Below are 25,491 nucleotides of genomic sequence, written 5' to 3' on the forward strand. Positions count from 1 at the left end.
GGTCAGAAGTGGGTCGCGCAGCGAGGCATCGGACCCCCGTCGGCCATGGCCGCGAACCGCTCGAGCGCGTCGGGTGAGCCGGTGACCCGCCCGGCGTCGACGAGGCCCTGGACCCGGACGCCGCCGAGGTAGAGCGCGCCCAGCGTCTCGACGTCGAGCTCGACGTCGGCCACGGTGTCCTCGGCCGCAGTCACGTCGGCGCGGCCGTCGGCGACCCCGACGGTGAAGAGCCCGTCGGCGTGCCGGAGCGGGTCGCGCACCCGCACCACGAGCACGTCGTCGGCGAACCACGGTCGCGCGGCGAGCGCCGCCGGAACGTCGAGCACCCGGACCCAGACGTGGTCGGGTCGCTGGCGCACCCGCACAACCCGGTGGTCCACGAGCGCGAGCGGGAGCGGGTCGAGGTTCGGGGTGTTGGCCACGGCGACCTCGGCGAGGTCGATGTCGGCGACGAACTGCCAGAGCGCCAGGCGCGCCTGCGGGGTGACGCCGATGAGGTCGCGCACGCCCACCTCGTAGGCGTCGTCGACCTCCTTGACGGCCCAGACGACGAAGCCGTCCGGCTGGCCGTCGGCGTCGAGCCGGACCGCGATGCGCTGGGCGCGGTTCTCGCTCTGGTCCTCCCAGTCGTAGCCGCGCAGCCACGTCTCGTAGTAGCCGGGCCGTTCGAGGCTGCCCCGGGTCGCCTCGTGGAAGCGCCCGTATGCCGTCCGCATCGAGTCCCAGCCCGAGCTCGCCTCGACGAGGACGACCCGGCCACCGTCGTCAACCGGACGCCGCAGCCGGAACTTCGCGGAGGTGTCGATGCGCACCGACTGCTCGCTCGTGGCCACGCCGAAGCCGAAGCGCTGGTAGATCGAGCCCTCCGACGCCGTGAGGACGGCGACGGCGAGGCCGTCGCGCGCCGCCTCGTCGAGGTGCTCGGTCATGAGCCGGCGCATGAGGCCGCGACGACGGTGGGTCGGTGAGACCGTGACGTCGGTGACCATCCGCACGAGGAGCATCGAGGCACCGGTGTTGAGGTGCTTGTCGAAGTAGCCGAACGTCGCGACCGGGATCGGCCCGGCGAGCGGGAGGTCCGGCTGCTCCCAGATCCCGCGCAGGACCGCGCCCTCGCCTCGCTGGACCCCGAGCCACTTCTCGAGGTGCTCCTCGCTCGGGGTCTGCTCGTGGAACGAGCGGTGGACCGCCTCCACCCACCCGCGCACGCGGGCGCGGGTGTCCTCGGACTCGTCGTGCAGGTCGAGGGTGACGACGTCGAGGTCGCCGTTGCCGGTGTCGGTGTTGGTGTCGGAGCTCACGCCGTCAGCCAACCAGCCGCGTCGCGGCGCTGTCGACCGGATTCGTGGGCGGACGGCATACGGGCTCGTGGTCGGGGCGACGTGGGAAGGTGGGCGGGTGAGCGACCTGCACTGCCCGGCGACCCTGCTCGTGGCGCGGCACGGCGACGCCGGCTACCCGCACCCGGCCGTGCTCTCCGACGACGGCGGCTGGCTCACCGACACTGGCCGCGCCCAGGTGCTCGAGCTGGCCGACTCGCTGCGCTCGCGCAACGTCGCGGCCGTCTACACGAGCCGGCTGCAGCGGGCGGTGGAGTCCGGGGTCGTCGCCGCCGAGGCGCTCGGTGTCGGGTCGCGCGTCGTCGACGGTCTGGAGGAGTTCTCCGTCGGTGCGCTCGCGGGCCGCGAGCACGACGACGCCGAGCTGCTCGGGGTCTTCGAGGCCTGGAAGGCCGGCCACCTCGGCACCGTCGTCCCCGGCGGGGAGAGCGGCCGGGCCGTCCTCGACCGCTACCGTTCCGCCCTCGAGGAGATCGCCGACCTCCACCGCGGCGAGACGGTGCTCGTCTTCACGCACGGCGGGGTGATGTCCTTCGCGGTCCCGCGGATGGGGCGCAACGTGCGCAGCGACCTCGCCGAGCAGCTCTACCTGCCCAACTGCGCGGTCGCCGAGGTCCTCGTCGACGCGGACGACGTCACCGTCGTCTCGTGGCCGGGCAGCACCGACCGTTCGGTGGTCTGACGAGCGGGTGCGTCAGAAGAGCCGGTGCTCGCTGTTGTCGATGCCCTTGAGGTCGTCGTAGTCGAGCACGACGCACCGGATCCCGCGGTCCTCGGCGAGGGTGCGCGCCTGCGGCTTGATCTGCTGGGCAGCGAAGATGCCGGTCACGGGTGCGAGATGGGGGTCGCGGTTCATGAGCTCGAGGTAGCGGGTGAGCTGCTCGACGCCGTCGATCTCGCCGCGTCGCTTGATCTCGACCGCGACGGTGGCACCCGAGGCGTCCTTGCAGAGGATGTCGACGGGGCCGATCGGGGTCATGTACTCGCGGCGGGTCAGGGTCCAGCCGTCGCCGAGCGTGGTGATGTGCTCGGCGAGGAGCTTCTGCAGGTGGGCCTCGACGCCGTCCTTGACGAGCCCCGGGTCGACGCCGAGGTCGTGGCTCGTGTCGCTGTGGACCTCGTGCAGGCGCACCCGGAGGCGGTCCTCGGACTTGGCGTGCTGGACGACCCAGACGGCCGTGACCCCGTCGGCGACCTCGGACTCGTCGGGGTCGACCTCGGCCATCGCGCAGGGCGGCGACATCCAGTTGAGCGGCTTGTAGGAGCCGCCGTCGGAGTGGATGAGCACCGAGCCGTCGGCCTTGACCATGAGCAACCGGGTCGCGAGGGGGAGGTGGGCCGTCAGCCGCCCGTCGTAGTCGACACTGCACGTCGCAATCACCACTCGCACCGGGTCACCCTAACGGTCTGCCCTTGCCCCGACCGCCGGGCCGGGCGCAGACTCGTGGTGGAGAGGGAAGTCCCGTGAGCTACCTGCCGCTCTACGTCGCAGCCACTGCCGGCGTCGTCGTCGCCTTCGACGCCGCGTATGCCGTGCTGCGCTACGCGACGACCGGTCACGCCCCGCGCCCCTACGACGCGCTCTCCGACCGGTGGGAGGCGTGGCGCGACTCGCGTCTGCCGGCCCCCGAGCCGGTGGAGCCCGACGTCCTCGCCGCCCACCTGCGCCGGCTCTCCGAGCAGCTGCGCACCGTCACCGAGAGCGCGCGACCGGCCAAGGCCCTGCACCAGCGGGCGGCGCTGCTCGCCTACGACGACGGGCTGCTGCGCGCCTGTCGCGAGCTCGGGGTGCCCGTGGCCGAGGGCGTGTCGAGCGGGATGAGCGCCCGCGAGCGGTTCGAGACCGAGTCCGCGCTCATGGGGTCCGGCTTCACCTGGTGAGCGGCGGCCCCCACTCACGGTGAGGACTCTCACCCCGGGAGGCGGTCCACACGGCATACGGGGTCTGGGAGGATTCCGACCATGTCACGCGAGTTCACCAGGGTAGGCGTCATCGGACTGGGCACCATGGGTGCCGGAATCGTGGAGGTGTTCGCGCGCAACGGGATCGACGTCGTCGCGGTCGACGCCGACGATGCGTCCGTCGAGCGTGGGCGCTCGTTCCTCGCGAAGTCGACCGGTCGCGCGCTCGAGCGCGGCAAGATCGACCAGGCCTCCCACGACGCCCTCCACGGGCACGTGACCTATGCAACGAGCTTCGAGGCGCTCGCCGACTGCCAGCTCGTCGTCGAGGCCGTGCCGGAGCACCTCGACCTCAAGAAGGAGATCTTCGCCGAGCTCGACGGCATCGTCGCCAAGGACGCGATCCTCGCGACGAACACCTCGTCGTTGCCGGTCACCGAGATCGCGGCCTCGACGAGCACCCCGATGCGCGTCGTCGGCATGCACTTCTTCAACCCGGCGCCGGTCCTCCAGTTCGTCGAGGTCATCCGCACCGTCATCACCGCCGACGACGTCTTCGAGGACGTCAAGGCGCTCGCCGAGCGGCTCGGCAAGAAGCCGGTCATCGTCGGCGACAAGGCCGGGTTCATCGCCAACGCGCTGCTCTTCGGCTACCTCAACCACGCGGTCTCGATGTTCGAGAGCCGCTACGCCACGCGCGAGGACATCGACGCCGCGATGAAGCTCGGCTGCGGCTACCCGATGGGTCCGCTCGCGCTGCTCGACCTCATCGGCCTCGACACGGCATACGAGATCCTCGACACGATGTACAAGCAGGGGCGCGACCGGCTCCACGCACCGAGCCCGATCATCAAGCAGATGGTCTCCGCGGGGCTCAAGGGTCGCAAGACGGGACGCGGCTTCTACACCTATGCCGCTGCCGGCTCGCCCGAGGTCATCGCCGACGCGCAGACACCGGTCACCGGCCACGCCGAGGGCGTGACGCTGCGCGAGGTGAGCTCGGTCGGCGTCGTCGGCTCCGGCACGATGGCGACCGGCATCATCGAGGTGTTCGCCAGGGCCGGCAAGCAGGTCACCTACGTCGCGCGCACCGAGGAGCGGCTCACCGGCGTCCGCACCGCGATCGAGAAGTCGCAGGCGCGCGCCGTCGAGAAGGGGCGGGCCACCCGGGAGGAGGCCGACGCACTCCTCTCGCGTCTCCACCCGTCCACCTCGCGCTCCGACCTCGCCGAGGTCGACCTCGTCGTCGAGGCCATCGCCGAGGACCTCGACCTCAAGCAGGAGCTCTTCGCCGAGCTCGACAAGATCTGCAAGCCCGGCGCCATCCTCGCCACGACGACCTCGTCGCTGCCGATCATCGACTGCGCCAAGGTGACCTCGCGTCCCGAGGACGTCGTCGGGATGCACTTCTTCAACCCCGCCCAGGTCATGAAGCTCGTCGAGGTCGTGCACACCGTGTCGACCGGCGAGGACGTCGTCGCGACGATCCAGGAGCTGTGCCGCGAGATCGGCAAGCACCCGGTGACGTGCGGCGACCGCTCGGGCTTCATCGTCAACGCACTGCTCTTCCCCTACCTCAACGACGCCATCAAGATGCTGTCGGCGAACTACGCGAGCGCCGACGACATCGACACGGCCATGAAGACGGGCTGTGGCCTGCCGATGGGTCCGTTCGAGCTGCTCGACGTCGTCGGGCTCGACGTCTCGCTCGCCATCGAGCGCGAGCTCTACACCGAGTTCCGCGAGCCGGGCTACGCACCGGCGCCGCTGCTCGAGCACCTCGTCACCGCCGGCTACCTCGGCCGCAAGACGGGCCGCGGGTTCCGCACCTACGCCTGACGCCCCGCACGCCCCGCACGCTCGGCGCGACCGGACGCCTCACCCTTCGGGTGGGGCGTCCTCGCGTCGGTGGCCCGCCGAGAGCTCCCGGAGCGCGTCGACGTCGATCGCGTCGCGCGCGGCGACCGCGACCCGGCACGCGGTGAGGGCGGTGAGCGAGGCGGTCCGGCGGCCGGACTCGAGGACGGCCCGCTCGCCGAGGACGGCACCGGGCCCGATCTCGGCCAGGGTCTCGCCGTCGACGTCGACCGCGAGCATGCCGTCGAGGAGGAGGTAGAGCTCGTCCGCGGCCTCGCCCTGGGTGGTGAGGCGCTCCCCCGCCTCGAGCCGGCGCGACTGCGGCGTGGTGCCGGAGCGCATGATCCGCACCGACAGCTCGCGCTCGAGGGCGCTCTCCACCTCGCTGACGAACGCGGGGGAGTCGGTGTCACCCCACGGCGTATGCCGTCCGAACGCCTCGGTGCTCCACCGCGGGTAGTCGATCGTCGCAGACTTCGACGTGAGCCGGCCCTCGGCGTCGTAGACCCAGTGCCGGGGGAAGGGGCTCGCGCCGACGAGCTCCATCTCGCGGCGGCCGTCGGCGTGGAGGGTGAGGGCGAGGGTCGTCCACGCGGTGGGGGCGAGGTACTGGAGGTAGGGCGGGTGGCTCACCCGCCGGGGAGCGGGCACTCCGGTGCGCCCGCCGGCAGTCTGCTCGAAACGCACCGCCGTGTCGCCGATGGGCTCGGCACGCCGGCGATCGGGCAGGGCCATCGCGGCGAACGTGAGGTCCTTGGGCCCGAGCCGCACCGTCGTCGATCCGATCGCGCCGGAGCCGTCGTGGCCGTGGTCGACGACCCGCCCGTCCTCGACCTCGATCCAGGCGCTCAGCCGGTTGCAGAAGCGGGCCCGGTCGGCGGCGAGCAGCGAGTCGACGTCGTCGAGGTGGTCCGGCGGTGGGGCGTCGTAGTGCGCGAAGCCCACTTCGAAGGGGACGCGGTAGACCGATCCGGTCACGGACTCGCTCGGAATCCACGACACCGATGTGACGGCTCCCTCGAGTCGCATCCGGCCTCCACGTCTCACGGACATCGCCTGTCCGCCCACGATACAAAGACCCGGTCGGGCTGTCCGGAGGTCACGGAAATCCGGCAGACAGCGCCCTGACCAGCGGACATACTGGCGTCATGCCTTCCCTGCCGGGCGGGACCCTCACCCTGCTCTTCAGCGACATCGAGGGGTCGACCTCGATGCTCCAGCGTCTCGGCGCGCGCTGGGGCGAGGCCCTCACGGCACACCGCGAGATCCTGCGGGCGACCTTCGCCGAGCACGACGGCCGCGAGATGGGCACCGAGGGAGACAGCTTCTTCGTCGTCTTCACCTCGGCCCAGCACGCCGTGCTCGCGGCGGTGCAGGGCCAGCGGCGGCTGCTCGAGCACCGGTGGCCCGACGACTCGCCCCTCCGGGTCCGGATGGGCCTGCACACCGGCGAGCCGGAGCGCCACGGTGAGGGCTACATCGGCATCGACGTCCACCAGGCGGCCCGCATCGCCGCCACCGCCAGCGGCGGACAGGTCGTCCTATCGGCGGCGACCCAGGCGCTGGCCGCGAACGCCGCCGAGGACATCACGACGAGGGACCTCGGCCTCCACCGGCTCAAGGACCTGCCGGAGCCGGTGCACCTCTACGAGCTGTCGGCCCCCGGCCTGCCCGGCGACCACCCTCCCCTGCGGAGCCTCGGCACCCAGGCCAACCTGCCGGCATACGCGAACGAGATCATCGGCCGCGAGCGGGAGGTGGACGACGTCACCGGGCTGCTCGAGGACACCCGCGCCCGGCTCGTCACCCTCACCGGCACCGGTGGCACGGGCAAGACCCGGCTCGCGGTGGCGGTCGCGCGGGACCTCCAGGACCGGTTCCCGCACGAGATCATCTTCGTCCCGCTCCACACGGCCGACCGGGCCGCGCTCATGTGGTCGGGCATCTCCGAGGCCGTCGGCGCGCCGGTCGACGCCGAGGTCCTGCCGCACGAGCGGGTGAGCCGCTTCCTCGCCGAGCGCACCGCGCTGCTCGTCCTCGACAACCTCGAGCAGATCCCCGAGGCAGCGCAGGTCGTCGCGGACCTCCTCGCCGCGGCACCCGGGGTGTCCGTGCTCGCGACGTCGCGGCGGCCGCTCCACCTCGTCGACGAGCACCTCTACCCGGTCGCCGTCCTCGAGGTGCCCACGCCCATCTCCGGGAACGACGTCGACTCCGCCCGGACCGGCGCGGTCGAGCTCTTCGAGCAGCGCGCCCGGATGGTGCGGCCGAGCTTCCGGCTCACACCCGACAACCTCGACACCGTCGTCACCCTCTGCCGGCGCCTCGACGGCCTCCCGCTCGCGATCGAGCTCGCCGCGGCGCGGTCGCAGCTCCTCAGCCCACGCGCGCTGCTCGCGCGGATCGACGACCGCCTCGGCGACCGGCTCACCGCCGGGCACCGGTCCTCGCGGCAGCAGACGCTCGCCGCGACGATCGCGTGGAGCTGGGACCTCCTCGACGACGACAGCCAGCGGGCCCTGCGCCGGCTCGGTGTCTTCGCCGGACGCGTCGGGCTCGACGCGGTGCAGGTGGTCGTCGCGGACGAGGGGGAGGACCCCCTCGACCTCGTCGCACACCTCGTCGACGTGAGCCTCGCCGAGATCGTCGAGGGACCCGACGGGGAGCCGATGGTGCTCCTCCTCGAGACGATCCGGCGCTTCGCGAGAGACCGCCTCGGCGACTCCGGCGAGCGTGACGAGGTCCGTCTCCGCCACGCGCGGTGGTGCCTGCACGTCGCCACGGGTATCAGCGCCCTGCTCACCGGTCCCCGCCAGATGACCGCCCTCGACCGGATGGAGGCCGTCGAGGAGGACATCCGGTCGGCGCTCGGCTGGTGCCTGGCGCCGGGACGGGTGACGACCCCGGAACGCCGCGACGTCGGGCTCGCGCTGCTGGAGCCGATGGACGCCTACTGGTACCGCTTCGGATACATCGCCGAGGGACGAGGGTGGCACGACCGCGCCCTCGTCGTCCTCGAGCAGGACGACGACGCCGACCCCGGACGACTCGTCGACGCCCTCCACGGCAAGGGGATCCTCGCGGTCCAGCAGAACGACCTGTCCACGGGCTCGCAGGCGCTCGAGAGGGCACTCGAGCTCGCGCACCGCATCGGTGACCGCTTCCGCGAGTCGAGGGAGTCCAACAGCCTCGGGGTGGCCCGTCGCGAGGCCGGCGACACCGAGGGTGCGCGCGAGCTCATCCTGCGCAGCGCTGCCCTCGCGCGCGAGATCGGCGACACCCACCGCGAGGCCATCGCCCTGAGCAACGTCGTCCAGATCCACCTCGACTCCGGCGAGTACGCCGACGCCGTCGTGGCGGCCCGGCGCGCGGTCGAGGCAGACCGCGCCCTCGGCGACCCCTGGGGTGTGGCCATCAACCAGTGCAACCTCATCCCGGCCCTGCTCAACGCGGAAGGGCCCGAGGCCGCGAGGGAGCAGTTCGTCGCCGTCGCGCACGAGGCCGTGGCCCTCGGCGACGTCGAGCTGTCGCTCGACGTCCTCGACTCGGGCGCGTCCGTGTGGGCCGCCCTGGGCGAGGGGGCGCTCGCGGCCACCCTCCTCGGAGCCTCGGACCGGCAGCGCGAGGTCGCCGGCATTCCGCGCGCCGAGCCCGACCAGCGTCACCTCGACCGCTTCGTCGCGCCCGCCCGCGAGGCGCTCGGGCCGGTCGAGTGGGACCGGGCACACGCCCGTGGTGCCACGCTGGGCATCGAGGACGCAGTAGCCCGGGGAGTGGCCCACACGGGGGGTTTCCGCTCGTTCGCCGGACGTTCGGACCGTTCGTCAATAACGTTCGGCTCCCGACCAGTCGATGGGAGATCCTCATGACGAACGACGACGCGATGCTCGCCCAGTGGTGGAACGCGCTGAGCGCCGAGGAGCAGCAGGAGGCCTTCGAGGCCGAGCGCACCGGCCAGCTCACGCCGCACCTGCAGGGTTCGCTCATGGGCGCCGGCATGTTCGGCTTCACGAGCGAGGTCAAGGAGAAGCCCGAGAAGGTGCCCCGCGCGCTGCACGACTTCCTCAAGATGCGGCACTGAGCACTCCTCCGGTCGCCCACCGGCCACGCCACCCGGACGGCCATGGCCGCTCTGGGTAGCCTCCGCGTGTGAGTGCAGCGCAGCGGCTCCCGGACCGGGCCCGTGTCGTCATCGTCGGTGGCGGCGTCATCGGCACCTCGATCGCCTACCACCTGGCGCACGAGGGGGTGACCGACGTCGTCCTCGTCGAGCGCGACCGCCTCACGAGCGGCACGACGTGGCACGCCGCCGGCCTCATGACATGCTTCGGCACGACGAGCGAGACGCTGACGAACATCCGGCTCCACTCGCGCGAGCTCTTCGCGCGGCTCGAGGCCGAGACGGGTCTGTCGACGGGCTTCCGGCCCGTCGGCGTCATCGAGGCGGTGGGCGACACCGACCGCCTCGAGGAGTACCGGCGCGTCGCGACCTTCCAGCGGCGCCTCGGGCTGGAGGTCGACGAGATCGGCCCGAGCGAGATGGCCGCGCTCTTCCCGCACGCCGACATGGACGGGCTCGTCGCGGGCTTCCACGTGCCCGGCGACGGACGGGTCAACCCGGTCGACCTCACGATGTCGCTCGCCCGTGGCGCACGCAACCTCGGGGTGCGCATCGTCGAGGGCGTGAGCGTCGGCGACGTCGTCACCCGTGACGACGGCGCGCTGCCGCGCGTCACGGGCGTGCGCACGAGCGCGGGGGACATCGAGTGCGAGGTCGTCGTCAACTGCACCGGCATGTGGGCCCGCCAGCTGGGTGAGCGGCACGGCGTCGTCATCCCCAACCAGGCCGCCGAGCACTACTACCTCATCACCGACACGATCCCCGGCCTCGACCCCGACGGGCCGATCTTCGAGGACCCCGCCCGCTACGGCTACTACCGCGAGGAGGGCGGCGGCATGATGGTCGGCCTCTTCGAGCCCGAAGCGGCCCCGTGGCGTCTCGACGGCATCCCCGAGAACTTCTCGTTCGGGACCCTGCCACCGGACTGGGAGCGCGTGGCGCCGGCGCTCGAGACCGCGATGTCACGCGTACCCGTCACGCTCGACGCGGGCGTCCGCACGTTCTTCTGCGGTCCGGAGTCGTTCACCCCCGACCGGCTGCCGGCCGTCGGCGAGGCGCCGGAGCTGCTTGGCTACTTCGTCGCTGCGGGGCTCAACTCGGTCGGGATCCTCAGCAGCGGTGGCCTCGGACGCGTTGTCGCACAGTGGATCTCGAGTGGCCGCCCCGACGTCGACGTCACCGCGATCGACGTCGCGCGCTTCCGGCCCCACCAGCTCCAGCGCGACTACCGCCGCGACCGCGTCACCGAGGTGCTCGGCAAGACGTATGCCGCCCACACGCCGGGCGTCGAGCTGATCGCCGGACGCGGCACCTTCGTCTCGCCCGTCCACGACGAGATGGTCGCCGCCGGTGCGAGGCTCAAGGACGTCTCCGGCTGGGAGAGCGCCGACTGGTATGCCGGTGACGGCCGCACGCCGCACCTCACCCCCTCGTGGGGTCGCCAGCCGTGGTTCGAGCGGTGGGAGGCCGAGCACCGGGCCGTGCGCGAGGCGGTCGGGGTCATCGACATGTCGTTCATGGCGACGTTCCGGGTGACCGGCGCCGACGCGGGTGCCGTGCTCGAGCGGGTGAGCGCCGGCCACGTCGACGGCGAGGTCGACCGGATCACCTACACCCAGTGGCTCGGTCCGGACGGCGGCATCGAGGCCGACCTCACCGTGACGAAGCGGGGGGAGGGGCACTTCCTCGTCGTCGCGTCCGACACCGCTCACGGGCGCACCCTCGCGTGGCTGCGCCGACAGGTCGGGGATGCCGACGTGAGCATCGAGGACGTCACCGAGGCCACCGGGCAGCTCAACGTCCAGGGACCCCGGTCGCGCGACCTCCTCGCCACGCTCACGGACGCCGACCTGTCGACCGAGGCGTTCCCCTTCCGGACCGCTCGGACCATCACGGTCGCCGGCGTCGAGGTGCTCTGCGTCCGCATCACCTACGTCGGCGAGCTCGGCTACGAGCTCTATCTCCCGCGCCAGCACGCGGCCACGGTCTGGAGGGCACTGCGCGAGGAGGGCACGGCATACGGGCTCCTGCCGGTCGGGTTGCGGGCGCTCGGTTCGCTTCGCCTCGAGAAGGCCTACCGCGACTACGGGCACGACATCGCCAACACCGACACGGTCGGCATGGCCGGGCTCGGGTTCGCCGTCGACCTCGACACCGACTTCTTCGGGCGCGACGCCGTCGTCGCCGAGCGCGAGCACCCGCGCCACGACAGGCTCGTCCAGGTGCTGCTCACCGACCCCGAGCCGCTGATGTTCGGCGCGGAAGTGTTGCTGCGCAACGGTTCTGCGGTCGGCGACGTGCGCTCGGCGTCCTACGGCTGGACCCTCGGCGGCGCGGTGGGGATCGCGTCCGTCACCGGTGACGGGCCGGTGACGAAGGGGTGGCTCGAGGAGGGGACGTGGGAGGTCGACGTCGCCGGGACGCGCGTGCCGGCGACGGTCTCACTGCGTCCGCTCTACGACCCGACGAGCGCGCGCGTGAGGGCCTAAGACGATGCGCCGGCCGGCGGCCCTGAGGGTGTGACCCGGATCTCATTGAACGGTCCAGTAGTCGGGACCTATGTCCCTGAAGCGGGACCCCTCGCCCACGCGACAGTGGTGGTGCCGGAAAAGGCACCCACCACACCGGGCACCAGCCCAGAAGGAAGTACCGCCATGCGACGTCGCACCTTGGATGCACTGCTCACGACGGGCGGCCTCATCGTCGCCATCGTCCTCCTCGTCGCAGGCGGACTCCTCTCGTGGGCCAACAACTTCGTCGACGACAACGTCCGGACGCAGCTCGCCGCGCAGAACATCTACTTCCCCGACAAGGGCAGCGAGCAGCTCGAGGACCCGGCCGTCAAGCCCTACCTCGAGAAGTACGCCGGTCAGCAGCTCCTCACCGGTGAGCAGGCCAAGGCCTACGCCGACCACTACATCAAGGTCCACCTCGACGCCTCGACCGGTGGCAAGACCTACTCGGAGCTGAGCACCATCTCGCGCGCCAACCCTGACGACGAGAAGGCTGCCGGCCTCGTCCAGCTCGCCTTCCGCGGCGAGACCCTCCGCGGGCTCCTGCTCAACGCCTACGCCTTCGGGACCATGGGCAAGATCGCGATGTACGCCGCCTGGGCCAGCTTCGTCGGCGCCGCCGCGATGATCGTCCTCAGCCTCCTGGGCTTCCTCCACCTCCGCCGGGTCCCGGTCGAGGAGGAGGTGGGCGCCAAGGTCCGCCGGACCCCGGTGACCGCCACCGCCTGACCACGGCACGCACGACAGGGACGGTCCCGCAGCCCCAGCTGCGGGACCGTCCTCGTGCGTGCGGGCACCGGGGCGCGACACTGGTGCCATGCCCCGCGCCAACCGCCGTCGCCGCGACGACGTGCCCCTCGCCCTCGGCCGCCTGGGTCGTGGCACGACCACGACCGAGTCGTATGCCGGCCAGCGCTGGGCCGTGCGCCGGGTCACCGGGGAGTCGTCCGACCGGACCTACCTGTGCCCCGGGTGCGAGCAGGGCATCCCGCCCGGGGTGCCGCACGTCGTGGCCTGGCCGGAGGAGGGCGTCGGTGGTGTGGGGGACCGCCGCCACTGGCACTCGTCGTGCTGGACGGCGCGCGAGCGTCGCAGGCCGCCCGGCGCGTATCGCTGAGCACCCCCTCGGTGCCGTCTAGGCTGCCGGACGTGGAGGCGACGTGAACCTGAGCTGGGGCAAGAACTCGGTCCGCTCGTGGCGGGAGTACCGGCTGCGCCAGCGGGCCGCCCTGCGTGAGAGCAACCGGATCCACCACGAGGACGAGCACCTCGAGCGCCGGCTGCTCGCCGACCTCCTCGGGAGCGACGACCGTGACGAGGCCGACACGACGGCCGACGAGACGGAGGCGTCGTCCTCCGGTGGCGCGGCTCCGGCTCCGGCCACCGCGTCGTCCACGGCGTCGTCCACGGGCACGACCCAGTTCGGCGAGATGGGCCGGCCGATGAACAGGCAGTCGCCCTTCTACCTCGGCTTCGTCGGAGCGCTCGGCGCCCTCATCGCGATCGGCCTCTGGCACTCGCTCGGCCGCCTGGCCACGACGATCACCATCCTCGTCGTCGCGCTCTTCCTCACGCTGGCGCTCAACCCGATCGTCGAGTGGCTCGGTCGTCGTGGTCTGCGCCGCTCGCTCTCGGTCGCCATCGTCTTCGTCGGCGTCATCGTGGTCTTCGTGCTGCTCGGGCTGCTCGTCTTCCCGCCGGTCATCACTCAGGGCACCCAGCTCGTGCAGGAGGCCCCGAGCTACGTCGACCGCATCCTCAACGCGCGGTGGGTCCAGGAGCTCGACAAGAACTACGACGTCGTCGACAAGATCAGCGAGGAGTTCAACAAGCGCCTCACCGACGAGAACTTCATCGGCTCGGTGCTCGGCGGCGTCCTCGGCGCCGGCCGCGCCGTCGTCAACGGCGTCTTCCAGACGTTCACCATCCTCATCCTCACGCTCTACTTCCTCGCGTCGCTGCCGAAGATGAAGCGCGTCGCCTACTCGATGGTCCCCGCCAGCCGCCGCAACCGCGTCGCGCAGCTGAGCGAGGAGATCATGCGCCGTACCGGCTCCTACGCCATCGGCCAGGTCGCCATCGCGACGGTCAACGCCGTCCTCAGCTACGTCATGATGAGCATTCTCGGCATCCCGTATGCCGCGGTGCTGGCCGTGCTCGTCGGCTTCCTCGGTCTCGTCCCCATGGTCGGCGCCACGCTCGGTGCCGCGCTCGTCTGCCTCGTGGCCTTCTTCGACGAGCCGCGGACCGCGCTCATCGCCGGCATCTACTACCTGATCTACCAGCAGGTCGAGAACTACGTCATCGCGCCGCGCATCATGCAGCGCACGGTGTCGGTGCCGGGTGCGGTGACCGTCGTCGCGGCCCTGGCCGGTGGGACGCTGCTCGGCGTGCTCGGTGCGCTGCTCGCCATCCCCGTGGCGGCGGCGTTCCTGCTGCTCGTCGACGAGGTCCTCGTCCCGCGCCAGCGCCACCAGTAGCCGAACGACTTCTTGCCCATTCGCGCCGGTCCAGCTCGACGGTGACCCGTCGTGGGTTGGCGCGAATGGGCAAGAAGTCGGGGTGGGTCGGTGTCAGTGGTCGCGGAAGCGGTTGATCTCCTTCTCGAAGCGGGCGCGCTTCTCGGGGTCGGAGACGCCGAGGCCCTCCTCGGGGGAGAGGGTGAGGACGCCGACCTTGCCTTGGTGGGCGTTCTGGTGGACGTCGAGGGCGGCCTGGCCGACCTCCTCCATCGTGTAGGTCTTCGACAGCGTCGGGTGGATGAGCCCGCGGTCGATGAGGGCGTTGGCCTCCCACGCCTCGCGGTAGTTGGCGAAGTGGGAGGAGAGGATGTTCTTGAGGTTCATCCAGAGGTAGCGGTTGTCGTACTCGTGCATGTAGCCCGAGGTCGAGGCGCAGGTGACGATGGTGCCGCCCTTGCGCGCGACGTAGACCGAGGCGCCGAAGGTCTCGCGGCCCGGGTGCTCGAAGACGATGTCGACGTCGTGGCCGCCGGTGAGCTCGCGGATCTTCTTGCCGAGCCGCTGCCACTCGCGCGGGTCCTGCTGAGTGTTGTCGTCGTTCCAGAACCGGTAGCCCTCGGCGTTGCGGTCGATGATGAGCTCGGCGCCCATGTCGCGGCAGATCTGCGCCTTCTCGGGCGAGGAGACGACGCAGATCGGCGTCGCGCCGGCGGCGAGCGCCATCTGGGTCGCGTAGGAGCCGAGGCCGCCGGAGGCGCCCCAGATGAGCACGCGGTCACCGAGCTTGAGGGCGGCACCGTTCTTGGAGATGAGCTGCCTGTATGCCGTGCTGTTGACGAGGCCGGGCGAGGCCGCCTCCTCCCACGAGAGGTGGGTGGGCTTGGGCATGAGCTGGTTGGCCTTGACGATGGCGAGCTCGGCGAGACCGCCGAAGTTGGTCTCGAAGCCCCAGATGCGCTGCTGCGGGTCGAGCATCGTGTCGTTGTGCCCGTCGGCGTCCTCGAGCTCGACGCTGAGGCAGTGCGCGACGACCTCCTGGCCGGGCTTCCACTTGCCGACGCCGGGGCCGGTGCGCAGCACGACGCCGGCGAGGTCGGAGCCGACGACGTGGTAGGGCAGGTCGTGGCGCTTGGCGTACTCGGACGTGCGACCGTAGCGCTCGAGGAAGCCGAACGTGGAGACCGGCTCGAAGATCGAGGTCCAGACGGTGTTGTAGTTGATCGCGCTCGCCATGACCGCGACGAGGGCCTCGCCGGGGGCGAGCTCGGGGACGGGGACGTCGTCGACGTGGAGCGACTTGCGCGGGTCCTTGTCGCGCGAGGCGAGCCCCTCGAACATGTCCACCTCGTCCTTGTGGACCGTGACGGCCCGGTAGGTCTGCGGGATGGAGAGGTTCGCGTAGGTCTCCTCGGTGCGGTCCCCGCTGAGGATGGCGTCGCGGATCTGGTCCATGGGTCGTCGTGCTCCTTGAGGTCGGCTCTGCCAACGGGCAATGAAGTCGGGAACTGGCGCTGGAACTGGCAATCAGTGGGCGGTGGAGGCGGGCTCGACGAGCTCGACGAGGATGCCTCCGGCGTCCTTGGGGTGGACGAAGTTGACGCGGCTGTCGGAGGTGCCGCGCTTGGGCTCGTCGTAGAGGAGGCGCAGGCCGCGGTCGCGCAGGGTGGTGCTCACCGCGTCGATGTCCTCGACCCGGTAGGCGACCTGTTGGACGCCGGGGCCGGAGCGGTCGAGGAACTTCGCGATCGTCGACTCGGGGGACAGGGGAGCGAGGAGCTGCACGTGCGAGCCGGAGTCACCGACGGCCATCATCGCCTCGCGGACGCCCTGCTCCTCGTTGACCTCCTCGTGCGCGAGGGTCATCCCGTAGGTGTCGCGGTAGAACGCGATCGCCTCGTCGAGGTCCCGCACCGCGACGCCGACGTGGTCGATCGCCGTGAAGAGCCCGGCGACCGCCGCCTGCCCGTGTGTCTCGCTCATGGAGGGGAGCCTAGGGAGGGGAGCGCACGGCATACAGGTGTTGCGGGTGTGGTGATGGACACCTACGGGACATCGGTCACAGCGGGGGTGGGGCGCCGATGCGGCAGGAACTAGCATCGGAGACGAACTGGGCGACCGGCCCGACACCGACGTTGGAGGATCCGCAGTGAGCACCGCCTCGACCCCGAACACCGACCCCACTGTCATCGTCGCGGGAGCCCGCACCCCGATGGGACGGATGAGCGGGAGCCTCAAGGGCTTCAGCGGCTCGGACCTCGGCGGCTTCGCCATCAAGGGCGCTCTCGAGAAGTCCGGCGTCAGCCCCGAGGACGTCGACTACGTCATCATGGGCCAGGTCCTCACGGCCGGTGAGGGCCAGATCCCCGCCCGCCAGGCCGCCGTCAAGGCCGGCATCCCGATGAGCGTCCCCGCCCTCACCGTCAACAAGGTCTGCCTCTCCGGTCTCGACGCCATCGCGCTCGCCGACCAGCTCGTGCGCGCGGGCGAGTTCGAGATCGTCGTCGCCGGCGGCCAGGAGTCGATGACCAACGCCCCGCACCTGCTGCCCAAGAGCCGCGACGGGTTCAAGTACGGCGACGTCACCCTCCAGGACTCGATGGCCTACGACGGCCTCTACGACATCCTCACCAACCAGGCGATGGGCTCGCTCACCGAGGCCAACAACGTCGACGCGAGCGCGTTCACCCGCGAGGAGCAGGACGCCTTCGCCGCGCGCAGCCACCAGAACGCCGCCAAGGCGTGGAAGGACGGGTTCTTCGACGACGAGGTCGTCCCGGTCTCCATCCCGCAGCGCAAGGGCGACCCGGTCGAGTTCAAGGACGACGAGGGCATCCGCGCCGACACGACGGTCGAGTCGCTCGCCCGCCTCCGCCCGGCCTTCGCCAAGGACGGCACGATCACCGCCGGCTCGGCGTCGCAGATCTCCGACGGCGCCTGCGCGGTCGTCGTCATGAAGAAGAGCAAGGCCGAGGAGCTCGGTCTCGAGTGGCTCGCCGAGATCGGCGCCCACGGCGTCGTCGCCGGCCCCGACTCCAGCCTGCAGAGCCAGCCGGCCAACGCCATCCGCAAGGCGTGCGAGCGCGCCGGCATCGACCCGACCTCGCTCGACGTCGTCGAGATCAACGAGGCGTTCGCCGCCGTCGGCCTCGCCTCCGCCAAGGAGCTCGGCCTCGACGCCGACCGGGTCAACCCCAACGGCGGCGCCATCGCCATGGGCCACCCGCTCGGCATGTCGGGTGCCCGCGTCGTCCTCACCCTGGCCCTCGAGCTCAAGCGCCGCGGAGGCGGCACCGGTGCCGCGGCCCTCTGCGGCGGCGGTGGCCAGGGCGACGCCCTCCTCCTCACCGTCCCGGCGAGCTGACCCGCCGAGCGAGCCCGGCTGCCCGGGGCCGAGCCATCGCGACGCCTCGCACCGTCGACGTCCCCTCCCTCGTGTCCGACGCGAGGGAGGGGCGCTCGCGTGCGGTGGCCCGCCTCATCTCGCTCGTCGAGGACGGGCACCCCGCGCTGCCCGAGGTCATGGCGGCGCTGGCACCGCACACCGGCCACGCGCACGTCGTCGGCCTCACCGGGTCGCCCGGCGTCGGCAAGTCGACGACGACCGCCGCGCTCATCGCGGCGCTGCGAGCGCAGGGCAAGCGAGTGGCGGTCCTGGCCGTCGACCCGTCGTCGCCCTTCTCGGGTGGGGCGCTCCTCGGTGACCGCATCCGGATGGAGCAGCACGCCACCGACCCCGACGTCTTCATCCGCTCGGTCGCGTCGCGGGGACACCTCGGCGGGCTGTCGTTCGCGACACCGCAGGCATTGCGCGTCCTCGACGCCGCCGGCTTCGACGTCGTCCTTCTCGAGACCGTCGGCGTCGGGCAGTCCGAGGTCGAGGTCGCCGCACGCGCCGACACGACCGTCGTCATCGTCGCCCCGGGCATGGGCGACGGCATCCAGGCCGCCAAGGCCGGCATCCTCGAGATCGGCGACGTCTTCGTCGTCAACAAGGCCGACCGCGACGGCGCCGACGACACCGTCCGCGACCTCAGGCACATGATCCAGCTCGGCAACCGCGAGCGCTCCGTCGACTGGCGGACCCCGGTGGTGAGGACCGTCGCGAGCCGGGCGGACGGCATACCGGATCTCGTGGAAGCGCTTGACGCACACCGCCGCTGGCTCGACGAGTCGGGCACGCTCGCGGCGCGGCGCAGCGAGCGGGCGCGGTCCGAGATCGAGGCCATCGCGCTCGCCGAGCTGCGCCGGCGGCTCGGGGGAGAGGGCGGTCTCGTCCCCGACGACCTCGCCTCCGCCGTCGCCTCCGGCGAGACCGACGTGTATGCCGCCGCGGAGCGCGTGGTCGGACGGGTCACCGGGGAGCCCCCGCCCGCGTAGCGTGGTGCGGGTGACACCTCCCGGCACGCGACCGACCCCCGTCATCCTCGTCCTCGGTGCGGAGTACCGGCAGGCGATGGTCGACGTCCTCACGATGCGCTACTCGGCGGAGTACGAGATCGTCGCGCCGGCCTCGATGGAGGAGGCGATCGAGGTCCTCACCGAGCTCAAGACCGGCAGCCGGCCAGTGGCCCTGGCCGCGTGCGAGTTCTTCGCCGGGGGCGAGAAGGCGACCCACCTGCTCGCGAAGTTCCAGAAGTTCATGCCGACCGCGCGGCGGCTCGTCTACGTGCCGGTCGAACGCTTCCGCGGGTCGGTGGCCCAGCTGCGCGAGAGCCTCGCCGAGGGGCGGCTCGACCTCTACCTCATGCTGCCGCAGGGTGCCCGCGACGAGGAGTTCCACACGGCGATCTCGGAGACCCTCTCGGACTGGGCGCAGTCGGTGAACTACTCCGAGATCGACGGGACGCGGATCATCGCCGACGGGCCGTCGCCGGACCTCAGCCGGATCCGCGACTTCCTCGACCGGATGGGGCTGCCCAACACCGTGCACGCGCCGGACAGCCCCGCGGGCGTCGCCGCGCTCGCCGCGGCCGGTCCCGACGCCGTCATGCCGCTGCTCCAGGCGTCGAACAGCGACGAGATCATCTCGAACCCGTCGAACGCCGACCTCGGCGCCGTGCTCTACGGGCGGCCCACGGACATCGGCGAGGACGCCGTCTGCGACCTCGTCGTCGTGGGCGCGGGTCCCGCGGGCCTCGGTGCCGCGGTCTACGCCGCGTCGGAAGGGCTCGACACGCTCGTCATCGACCAGGGACCGATCGGCGGCCAGGCGGGGACGAGCTCGATGATCCGCAACTACCTCGGCTTCCCGCGCGGCATCTCGGGGATGCGGCTCGCCCAGCGGGCGCGCTCGCAGGCGGTGCGCTTCGGCGCCCGCTTCCTCGCCGGGCACCAGGTGACCGGGCTGCGGATCGGCGAGGGCCCGGACGGCTCGCACGTCGTCGAGCTCGGCGACGACACCGTGCGCGGGCGGACCGTGCTCATCGCGACGGGGGTGGAGTACAGGCGGCTCGGGATCGACGCGCTCGAGGACCTCGTCGGCCGGGGCGTCAACTACGGCGCGGCGGCGAGCACCTCGCGCGAGGTCAAGCACAAGGACGTCTACGTCGTCGGCGGCGGCAACAGTGCCGGTCAGGCGGCCGTGCACCTCTCGCGCTTCGCCCGCAGCGTGACGATCCTCGTCCGGCGCGAAGGGCTGGCGGCGACGATGTCGAGCTACCTCATCCGCGAGATCGAGGGGAACCCGCGGATCACCGTGCGGCCGCGCACCGTCGTCACCGACGGCGGTGGCGAGGGGCGCCTCGAGTGGCTCACCCTCCACGACGTCGACGCCGGGACCGACGAGCGGGTCGAGGCGGCGGGTCTCTACCTGCTCATCGGCGCCGCGCCCATGTGCTCGTGGCTCCCCAACGACGTCGCCCGCGACGACCTCGGCTTCGTCCTCGCGGGGGCCGACACCCCGTGGCAGTCGTGGCAGGGTGGCCGGCCGCCGGAGCCCTTCGCGACGACCGTCCCCGGGATCTTCGTCGCCGGTGACATCCGCTGCGGCTCGATGAAGCGGGTCGCGTCGGCCAGCGGCGAGGGCGCGGGTGTCGTGCCGCTCGTGCACGCCCACCTGGCGCCGGACGCGGGCTGAGCCGGACGGCATACGGTGGGGTCATGCTCGTCGCCTTCTCCGTGTCCCCGTCCGTCTCCGACGACCAGGGCGGGGTGACCGGACCGGTCGCCGAAGCCGTCCGTATCGTGCGCGAGAGCGGCCTCCCGCACCGCACCGACGCGATGTTCACGACGATCGAGGGGGAGTGGGACGAGTGCATGGCCGTCGTCAAGGCCTGCGTCGACGCCCTCGCCGCGCGCGGCCCGCGCGTCGGTCTCGTCCTCAAGGCCGACATCCGTCCCGGCCGGACCGGTGAGCTCGAGGGCAAGCTCGAGCGCCTCGAGGCGACGATCGCCGAGCAGTCCGGGGCCTGACCGCTCCTCGCACGCGCCACCCGCGCCAAGAAGTTTCGAAACCGTCACGGTCGACGGGACTCCCTCGTCGGCACCGACCTGCGCGACTAGCGTGACCGGGTTGGCGTGAGGAACGGGGACGACGCAGGAGGAGCACCGGGCATGTGGAAGGCGATCCGCTACCGCGGCGGCCAGTCCCTCGTCCTCGTCCTCATCTCCGCACTCGTCGCCACCTGCGCCGCCTTCGCGCCGCTCTTCTCGCGCTCGATCGACCAGGCCCTGCTGCGCGCCACGCTCGGGCGCCTCGAGCCGGCCGACCTCAAGCTCGGCGTCCTCGCGAGCCGCACCTCCGACCCCGAGCTCGCCGCGAGCGCGGTCGAAGCCGAGATCCCTCGGACGCTCGACGCGTGGTACGAGCCCGGCATCGCGATGACGACGGCCAACACCGACGTCGTGCCCATCAAGGGCAAGAAGCCCTCGCCGGTGCGGCTCGTCGCGCGTGATGAGGTCTGTGACCACCTCACTCTGAGCGAGGGCGCGTGCCCGGGCGGCGCCGAGGACCTGCTCGTGTCGGCCGCGGACGCGAAGGCCTGGGGCTGGAGGCTGGGGACGACCCTCGTCGTCCGCAACAGCGAGTCGCAGCCGCAGCCCTTCGTCGTCTCGGGCATCTACACCGCCAAGCCGGACCCGGACTACTGGCTGCGCACCGAGCTCCAGGGCAAGTCGGGCAAGCTCGTCGACTACGGCGACCTCGTCGACGCGGTGGACGACTTCGTCGTGGCGCCGGAAGGCCTCGAACGTGGCTGGACGGGAGCGCAGCTGTCGGTCGACTACCGGTTGCGGACGTCGACGATCACCCTCGACTCGCTCGCGGCTGCCGGTCGCGCGGTCGACGCCGTGCGCCCGCCGAGCCTCGCGACGGTCGACAGCCCACTGCCGCGGATCGCGCAGCAGGTCGACGACGGCAAGGGCCTCGTCCGCCAGCTCGTGCCGCTGCTCATCGCGCAGCTCGTCGCCGTCGCGCTCGCCGTCCTCGTCCTCGTGGCGGGAGCCGCTGTCGCACAGCGCCGTCCGGAGATCGCGGTCGCGCGGCTGCGGGGACGCAGCCGGGACGCGAGCCGTCGCCTCGTCATCGCCGAGCTCGGTCTCACCGTCCTGCTCGGCCTGCCGCTCGGGGTGCTCCTCGCCGTCGGGCTGAGCGAGCTCGTGCGCCGGTTCGTCCTCCCGCCGGGCGTGCCCTTCGAGCTCGGCTGGCAGGTGCCGCTCGCCGCCGCCGTCGCCGGGCTCGCCTCGCTCGCGGTCGTGTATGCCGCCGCGCGGCCGGTCCTGCGCGAACCCATCGCCTCGCTCCTGCGCAGCGTCCCTCCGGCGACGACCTCGCGGCACCTGCGCGTCGGCGACACCATCCTCGTGGTCCTCGCCGCGGTCGGGGTCCTCGGCATCGTCACGGGCCAGATCACCGGACCGATGGCGATCCTCACGCCGACGCTGCTCGCGCTCGCCGCGGGCGCGCTCCTCGGGGTCGCGGTCGTCGTCCTCGCCACTCGCCTCGGCCGGCGAGCCCTCGGGCGCGGGCGCCTCGGGTCCGGTCTCGCCGGTCTCGCCATGGGGCGTCGTCCCACGACCCGTCACGTGCTGCTCGTCGTCACGGCGGTCTCGGCGCTCGTCGTCTTCGCCGCGAACGCCGTCGCCGTGGCCGATCGCAACCGCGAGAACCGGGCCAAGGTCACGGTCGGCGCGTTCGCCGCGCTGCGCACCGGCTCCAAGGACCCGACCGCCGTCGCCCGGGTCGTCGACCAGCTACCGGCGGGACAGCGGGAGCACGCCATGCCGGTCGGCTTCGTCCAGCTCCGCGACCCCGACGCGACGACGACCCTCGCTGCCCGGCCCGACCAGCTGCGACGCATCGCCTGGGCGCCGCCGGCGCAGGTCGCACTCGACCTCGACGCGCTCTCGCTGCCCGACCAGGACCCCGTCCTGCTCGACGGCGACCGGCTCACCGCCCGGATCGCCTACGACCTCTCACCTTCCGGGTTCGGCTTCGGGCCGGCGCCGCAGGGGATCGACCCGAAGACGTGGGTGCCCGGCGCCGTCGACGCCACGCCGCTCCGGGTCGGGATCACCGTGACGACCCCCGCCGGTGACGTGCTCACCCGGGACATCGCGACCCTCCCGTATGCCGGCCGCGGCACGGGAGCGGTCGACGCACCGATCCTGTGCCCCAACGGTTGCCGGCTCCAGTCGGTGTGGGTCCAGCTGGCGCAGGGCCAACCGCTCGACGCGGTGTCGGGTTCGGTCGACCTCTCCGGCTTCGCGCTCGACGGCCGGTCGCTCGGCATCGACGACCCGTCCGGCTGGCTCAGGCCGCGGGGAGCCGCCGAGTCACCCAGCGGCGGAGGCGGCACGGTGATCGACCCCGCCACCGGGATGCCGATGGAGGTCGAGGGGCCTGCCGCGGACTCGATCTCGCTCGAGAAGGCGCCCGCGGGTGGGCTCCGCCTCACCTTCAGCAACACCGGGCGCAACGCGGCGGTGAGCCGGGCGGACGCCCCCGAGGTCGTCCCCGCGCTCCTGTCCGGCCGCATCCCCACGGGCGGGACCGCCGAAAGGTTCGAGATCCAGAGCCTCGCCGGCCGCACGACGCCCGCGACGGCGTCCCAGCGTGTCCCTGCCCTGCCCTTCGTCGGCAACCGTGGCGCGCTCGTCAACCTCGACCTCATGCTGCGACTCGGCGGCAGGCTGCCGGCCTCCGGCTCGATGGAGGTCTGGATCGACGACGCCTTCCCGGGTGGGGTCGCTGGCGCCGAGCGCGCCCTGCGCGACCGGGGTGTCGAGGTCCTCTCGACTCGCTCGCTGCCCGAGAGCAAGCGCCTGCTCGACGAGTCGGCCACGGGGTGGGGGCTCCTGCTCGGTCTCTTCACGGCCCTGCTGTCGCTGCTGCTCGCCGCGGTCATGCTCGTCGTCGTCGCGATGACGACTGGCCGGGTCGTCACCCGCGACATCGCGGCATTGCGCGTGGCCGGTGTCCCGGGACGCGACCTGCGCAGGGCCACGGTGCGTGAGGCCGTCGTGCCTGTGGGACTGGCGGCGGTCGTCGGTGGTGCCTGCGGTGTGGCAGGCGCGGTGCTCGCGATGCCGCTCATCCCGCTCTTCGACACCCCCGCGCCGGTGCCCGCCCTCGACCTCGCGCCGTCGTGGCTCGTCATGGGTGCCTCGTGGGCCGTGACGGTCGCGGTCCTCGGCGCCGTGGCCGCGCTCCTCGCGCTCCGGGCGTCGAGCCGCGGGGACATCGACCGACTGAGGGAGGCGTGGTGACAGGGCTCCCCGTGCTCACCGCCGGCCTGGTGCACATCTACCGGGCCGAGCACCACGACGTCGCCGCCCTCGCCGGGGTCGACCTCTCCGTGCAGGCGGGGGAGATGCTCGCGCTCCTCGGGCCCTCCGGGGCCGGCAAGTCGACCCTCCTCACGCTCTTCGGCGGGCTGCTGCGCCCCAGCGCCGGACGGATACGAATCGGGGACCACGAGCTGTCGCGCATGTCCGAGCCCGACCTCGACGCCCTGCGCGGGCGAGAGGTGGGCATCGTCCTCCAGGGCGCCTCGCGCAACCTCATCCCGCACAAGACGATGCGCGAGAACGTCGCCTTCGCCCAGGGGTCGCGACGCTCGCGCGGCGACGTCGTGCCGGTGGACGAGGTGCTCGACCTCGTGCGGCTCGGGGAGCGCGCCGACCTGCCGCTGTCGTCGCTCACTCCGGGCGAGCTCCAGCGCGGCGCGCTCGCGGTCGCCGTCTCGACGAAGCCCGGCCTGCTCCTCGGCGACGAGCCCACGAGCCAGCTCGACCACGACGCCCGAGACCAGGTCCTCCAGACCCTCGCCGACATCAACGCGACCTGGGGCACGACGGTCATCGTCGTCACCCACGACCCCGAGGTCGCGGCCCGTATGCCGCGCACCGTCACCATCCGCGACGGCCGGGTCGGCGCCGAGGGGCGCGAGGGCGAGGAGTTCGCGGTCGTCTCGGCCGACGGCTCCGTCCCGCTGCCGCCGCACGTGCTCGCCACCCTCACGCCCGGCACGCTCGTGCGGCTCGTCGAGTCGGACGCCGGCTGGACACTGGTGCGCGACGAGCTCGACGACATCGACGACATCGACGGGGAGGTGCCCGATGGGTCGGCACTCTGAGCAGCACCGGACGTTCGGGCGTCGCAGCACGGCCGAGGCGTCCGGGACGTCACGCGCTCCCGAGGGGTTCGTCGACGTGCGCGGTGTCGGGGTGGCCTACGGCGACGTCACCGCCCTCGAGGAGGTGTCGCTGTCGGCGCGCCCGGGCGACTTCCTCGCCGTCACGGGTCACTCCGGAGCCGGCAAGACGAGCCTCATCAACGCCATCGCCGGCATTGTCCCGCTCGCCTCCGGCGAGGTCGACCTCGGCCGAGGCGCCACCCAGCGTCGCGACCCGAGCGCCGTCGCGATCATCCCGCAGGGCAACGGTCTCGCGAGCGTGCTCACGGCATACGAGAACGTCCTCGCCCCGCTCCGCGCGCGAGGTCTCGCGCCCGACGAGGCGGCCACGCGCGCGACGGAGGCGCTCGCTGCCGTCGGTCTCGGGGAGTCGGGCACGCACCTCGTCGAGGAGCTGAGCGGTGGTCAGCAGCAGCGGGCCGCGGTCGCGCGCGGGCTGGCCATCGACGCCCCGGTGCTCCTCGCCGACGAGCCGACGAGCGAGCTCGACCACGACAACCGCGAGCGCGTCCTCGACCTCATGCGGGCCCGGGCGGACGCCGGTGCGGTCGTCATCATGGCGACGCACGACCCTGAGGCGGCAGCCCGCGCGGACGTCGTCATCGAGCTCGACGACGGCCGCGTCGTCGGAGGCTGACCGTGCCTGCCGGACGTGGCTGGCGG

At 72.2% G+C, this 25,491-nt stretch carries 21 protein-coding genes; 16 read left to right on the top strand and 5 right to left on the bottom strand.

Annotation, left to right across the window (positions count from 1 at the left end; translation table 11 throughout):
- Window positions 1-2 precede the first annotated feature (2 nt).
- Window positions 3-1,301: a GNAT family N-acetyltransferase gene (locus N798_RS15970; RefSeq protein WP_052117457.1), complete on the bottom strand. Its 1,299-nt coding sequence runs from the start codon at window positions 1,299-1,301 to the stop codon at window positions 3-5.
- A gap of 97 nt (window positions 1,302-1,398) precedes the next feature.
- On the opposite strand from N798_RS15970, the gene N798_RS17610 reads away from it, so the two are divergent.
- Window positions 1,399-2,022, top strand: coding sequence for a histidine phosphatase family protein (locus N798_RS17610; protein ID WP_188450357.1), 624 nt, complete (start codon window positions 1,399-1,401; stop codon window positions 2,020-2,022).
- A 12-nt stretch (window positions 2,023-2,034) separates the two neighbouring features.
- Here the strand turns inward: N798_RS17610 and nucS are convergent, their stop codons facing one another.
- The gene (gene nucS / locus N798_RS15980; RefSeq protein WP_035950516.1) at window positions 2,035-2,730 is read right to left on the bottom strand and encodes an endonuclease NucS; all 696 of its coding nucleotides are present in this window, start codon (window positions 2,728-2,730) and stop codon (window positions 2,035-2,037) included.
- A 74-nt stretch (window positions 2,731-2,804) separates the two neighbouring features.
- Between nucS and N798_RS15985 the strand changes: the two genes are divergently transcribed.
- The gene (locus tag N798_RS15985; RefSeq protein ID WP_035950518.1) at window positions 2,805-3,221 is read left to right on the top strand and encodes a hypothetical protein; all 417 of its coding nucleotides are present in this window, start codon (window positions 2,805-2,807) and stop codon (window positions 3,219-3,221) included.
- Window positions 3,222-3,302: 81 nt separating this feature from the next.
- Window positions 3,303-5,081, top strand: coding sequence for a 3-hydroxyacyl-CoA dehydrogenase family protein (locus tag N798_RS15990; RefSeq protein WP_035950521.1), 1,779 nt, complete (start codon window positions 3,303-3,305; stop codon window positions 5,079-5,081).
- 39 nt (window positions 5,082-5,120) lie between these two features.
- Here the strand turns inward: N798_RS15990 and N798_RS17615 are convergent, their stop codons facing one another.
- Entirely contained in the window at window positions 5,121-6,077 is a 957-nt protein-coding gene (locus N798_RS17615; RefSeq protein WP_198030767.1) for a cyclic nucleotide-binding domain-containing protein, read from the bottom strand.
- Between the two features lie 170 nt (window positions 6,078-6,247).
- Here N798_RS17615 and N798_RS16000 point away from each other — a divergent pair, with 170 nt between their 5' ends.
- From N798_RS16000 to N798_RS16025, 6 genes are all read left to right on the top strand, one after another.
- Window positions 6,248-8,968, top strand: coding sequence for an ATP-binding protein (locus N798_RS16000; protein ID WP_035950523.1), 2,721 nt, complete (start codon window positions 6,248-6,250; stop codon window positions 8,966-8,968).
- Window positions 8,965-9,180, top strand: coding sequence for a hypothetical protein (locus N798_RS16005; protein WP_035950526.1), 216 nt, complete (start codon window positions 8,965-8,967; stop codon window positions 9,178-9,180). Before N798_RS16000 ends, N798_RS16005 begins: the two co-directional genes overlap by 4 nt.
- A 68-nt stretch (window positions 9,181-9,248) precedes the next feature.
- On the top strand, window positions 9,249-11,708 hold the full coding sequence (locus tag N798_RS16010) for a GcvT family protein (RefSeq protein ID WP_035950529.1): 2,460 nt from the start codon (window positions 9,249-9,251) through the stop codon (window positions 11,706-11,708).
- A gap of 165 nt (window positions 11,709-11,873) precedes the next feature.
- Window positions 11,874-12,461 carry a hypothetical protein gene (locus N798_RS16015; RefSeq protein ID WP_035950530.1) on the top strand — a complete coding sequence of 196 codons (588 nt, stop codon included), beginning with the start codon at window positions 11,874-11,876 and terminating at the stop codon, window positions 12,459-12,461.
- A gap of 88 nt (window positions 12,462-12,549) precedes the next feature.
- The gene (locus N798_RS16020; RefSeq protein ID WP_035950533.1) at window positions 12,550-12,849 is read left to right on the top strand and encodes a hypothetical protein; all 300 of its coding nucleotides are present in this window, start codon (window positions 12,550-12,552) and stop codon (window positions 12,847-12,849) included.
- Between the two features lie 43 nt (window positions 12,850-12,892).
- Window positions 12,893-14,212, top strand: coding sequence for an AI-2E family transporter (locus tag N798_RS16025; protein WP_035950536.1), 1,320 nt, complete (start codon window positions 12,893-12,895; stop codon window positions 14,210-14,212).
- Between the two features lie 93 nt (window positions 14,213-14,305).
- Here N798_RS16025 and ccrA read toward each other — a convergent pair whose 3' ends face one another.
- Window positions 14,306-15,646, bottom strand: a complete 1,341-nt coding sequence (gene ccrA / locus N798_RS16030) for a crotonyl-CoA carboxylase/reductase (RefSeq protein WP_035950537.1) — start codon at window positions 15,644-15,646, stop codon at window positions 14,306-14,308.
- Between the two features lie 72 nt (window positions 15,647-15,718).
- The gene (gene mce / locus N798_RS16035; RefSeq protein ID WP_035950540.1) at window positions 15,719-16,174 is read right to left on the bottom strand and encodes a methylmalonyl-CoA epimerase; all 456 of its coding nucleotides are present in this window, start codon (window positions 16,172-16,174) and stop codon (window positions 15,719-15,721) included.
- 166 nt (window positions 16,175-16,340) lie between these two features.
- Here mce and N798_RS16040 point away from each other — a divergent pair, with 166 nt between their 5' ends.
- From N798_RS16040 to N798_RS16070, 7 genes are all read left to right on the top strand, one after another.
- On the top strand, window positions 16,341-17,555 hold the full coding sequence (locus N798_RS16040) for an acetyl-CoA C-acetyltransferase (protein ID WP_035950541.1): 1,215 nt from the start codon (window positions 16,341-16,343) through the stop codon (window positions 17,553-17,555).
- A gap of 71 nt (window positions 17,556-17,626) precedes the next feature.
- Window positions 17,627-18,571 carry a methylmalonyl Co-A mutase-associated GTPase MeaB gene (gene meaB, locus N798_RS16045; protein WP_229708320.1) on the top strand — a complete coding sequence of 315 codons (945 nt, stop codon included), beginning with the start codon at window positions 17,627-17,629 and terminating at the stop codon, window positions 18,569-18,571.
- 10 nt (window positions 18,572-18,581) lie between these two features.
- On the top strand, window positions 18,582-20,270 hold the full coding sequence (locus tag N798_RS16050) for an NAD(P)/FAD-dependent oxidoreductase (RefSeq protein ID WP_052117472.1): 1,689 nt from the start codon (window positions 18,582-18,584) through the stop codon (window positions 20,268-20,270).
- Window positions 20,271-20,293: 23 nt separating this feature from the next.
- Entirely contained in the window at window positions 20,294-20,605 is a 312-nt protein-coding gene (locus tag N798_RS16055) for a thiamine-binding protein (protein WP_035950548.1), read from the top strand.
- Window positions 20,606-20,746: 141 nt separating this feature from the next.
- Window positions 20,747-23,899 carry an FtsX-like permease family protein gene (locus N798_RS16060; RefSeq protein ID WP_035950551.1) on the top strand — a complete coding sequence of 1,051 codons (3,153 nt, stop codon included), beginning with the start codon at window positions 20,747-20,749 and terminating at the stop codon, window positions 23,897-23,899.
- Complete coding sequence (locus N798_RS16065) at window positions 23,896-24,768, top strand: ABC transporter ATP-binding protein (protein ID WP_229708319.1); 873 nt, start codon at window positions 23,896-23,898, stop codon at window positions 24,766-24,768. Before N798_RS16060 ends, N798_RS16065 begins: the two co-directional genes overlap by 4 nt.
- A complete protein-coding gene (locus tag N798_RS16070) occupies window positions 24,752-25,465 on the top strand; it encodes an ABC transporter ATP-binding protein (protein WP_084100901.1) in 714 nt (237 codons plus the stop codon). Before N798_RS16065 ends, N798_RS16070 begins: the two co-directional genes overlap by 17 nt.
- The last annotated feature ends 26 nt before the right edge of the window (window positions 25,466-25,491 follow it).

It is taken from the genome of Knoellia flava TL1 (assembly GCF_000768675.1).
GTDB lineage: Bacteria > Actinomycetota > Actinomycetes > Actinomycetales > Dermatophilaceae > Knoellia > Knoellia flava.

Bases quoted from the DNA above. Each gene is read 5' to 3' on its own strand.
- N798_RS16020 (WP_035950533.1), top strand. From the start codon at position 12,550: ATGCCCCGCGCCAACCGCCGTCGCCGCGACGACGTGCCCCTCGCCCTC.
- N798_RS16015 (WP_035950530.1), top strand. From the start codon at position 11,874: ATGCGACGTCGCACCTTGGATGCACTGCTCACGACGGGCGGCCTCATC.
- N798_RS16055 (WP_035950548.1), top strand. From the start codon at position 20,294: ATGCTCGTCGCCTTCTCCGTGTCCCCGTCCGTCTCCGACGACCAGGGC.
- N798_RS16060 (WP_035950551.1), top strand. From the start codon at position 20,747: ATGTGGAAGGCGATCCGCTACCGCGGCGGCCAGTCCCTCGTCCTCGTC.
- N798_RS16070 (WP_084100901.1), top strand. From the start codon at position 24,752: ATGGGTCGGCACTCTGAGCAGCACCGGACGTTCGGGCGTCGCAGCACG.
- mce (WP_035950540.1), bottom strand. From the start codon at position 16,174: ATGAGCGAGACACACGGGCAGGCGGCGGTCGCCGGGCTCTTCACGGCG.
- N798_RS16000 (WP_035950523.1), top strand. From the start codon at position 6,248: ATGCCTTCCCTGCCGGGCGGGACCCTCACCCTGCTCTTCAGCGACATC.
- N798_RS16005 (WP_035950526.1), top strand. From the start codon at position 8,965: ATGACGAACGACGACGCGATGCTCGCCCAGTGGTGGAACGCGCTGAGC.
- N798_RS15990 (WP_035950521.1), top strand. From the start codon at position 3,303: ATGTCACGCGAGTTCACCAGGGTAGGCGTCATCGGACTGGGCACCATG.
- ccrA (WP_035950537.1), bottom strand. From the start codon at position 15,646: ATGGACCAGATCCGCGACGCCATCCTCAGCGGGGACCGCACCGAGGAG.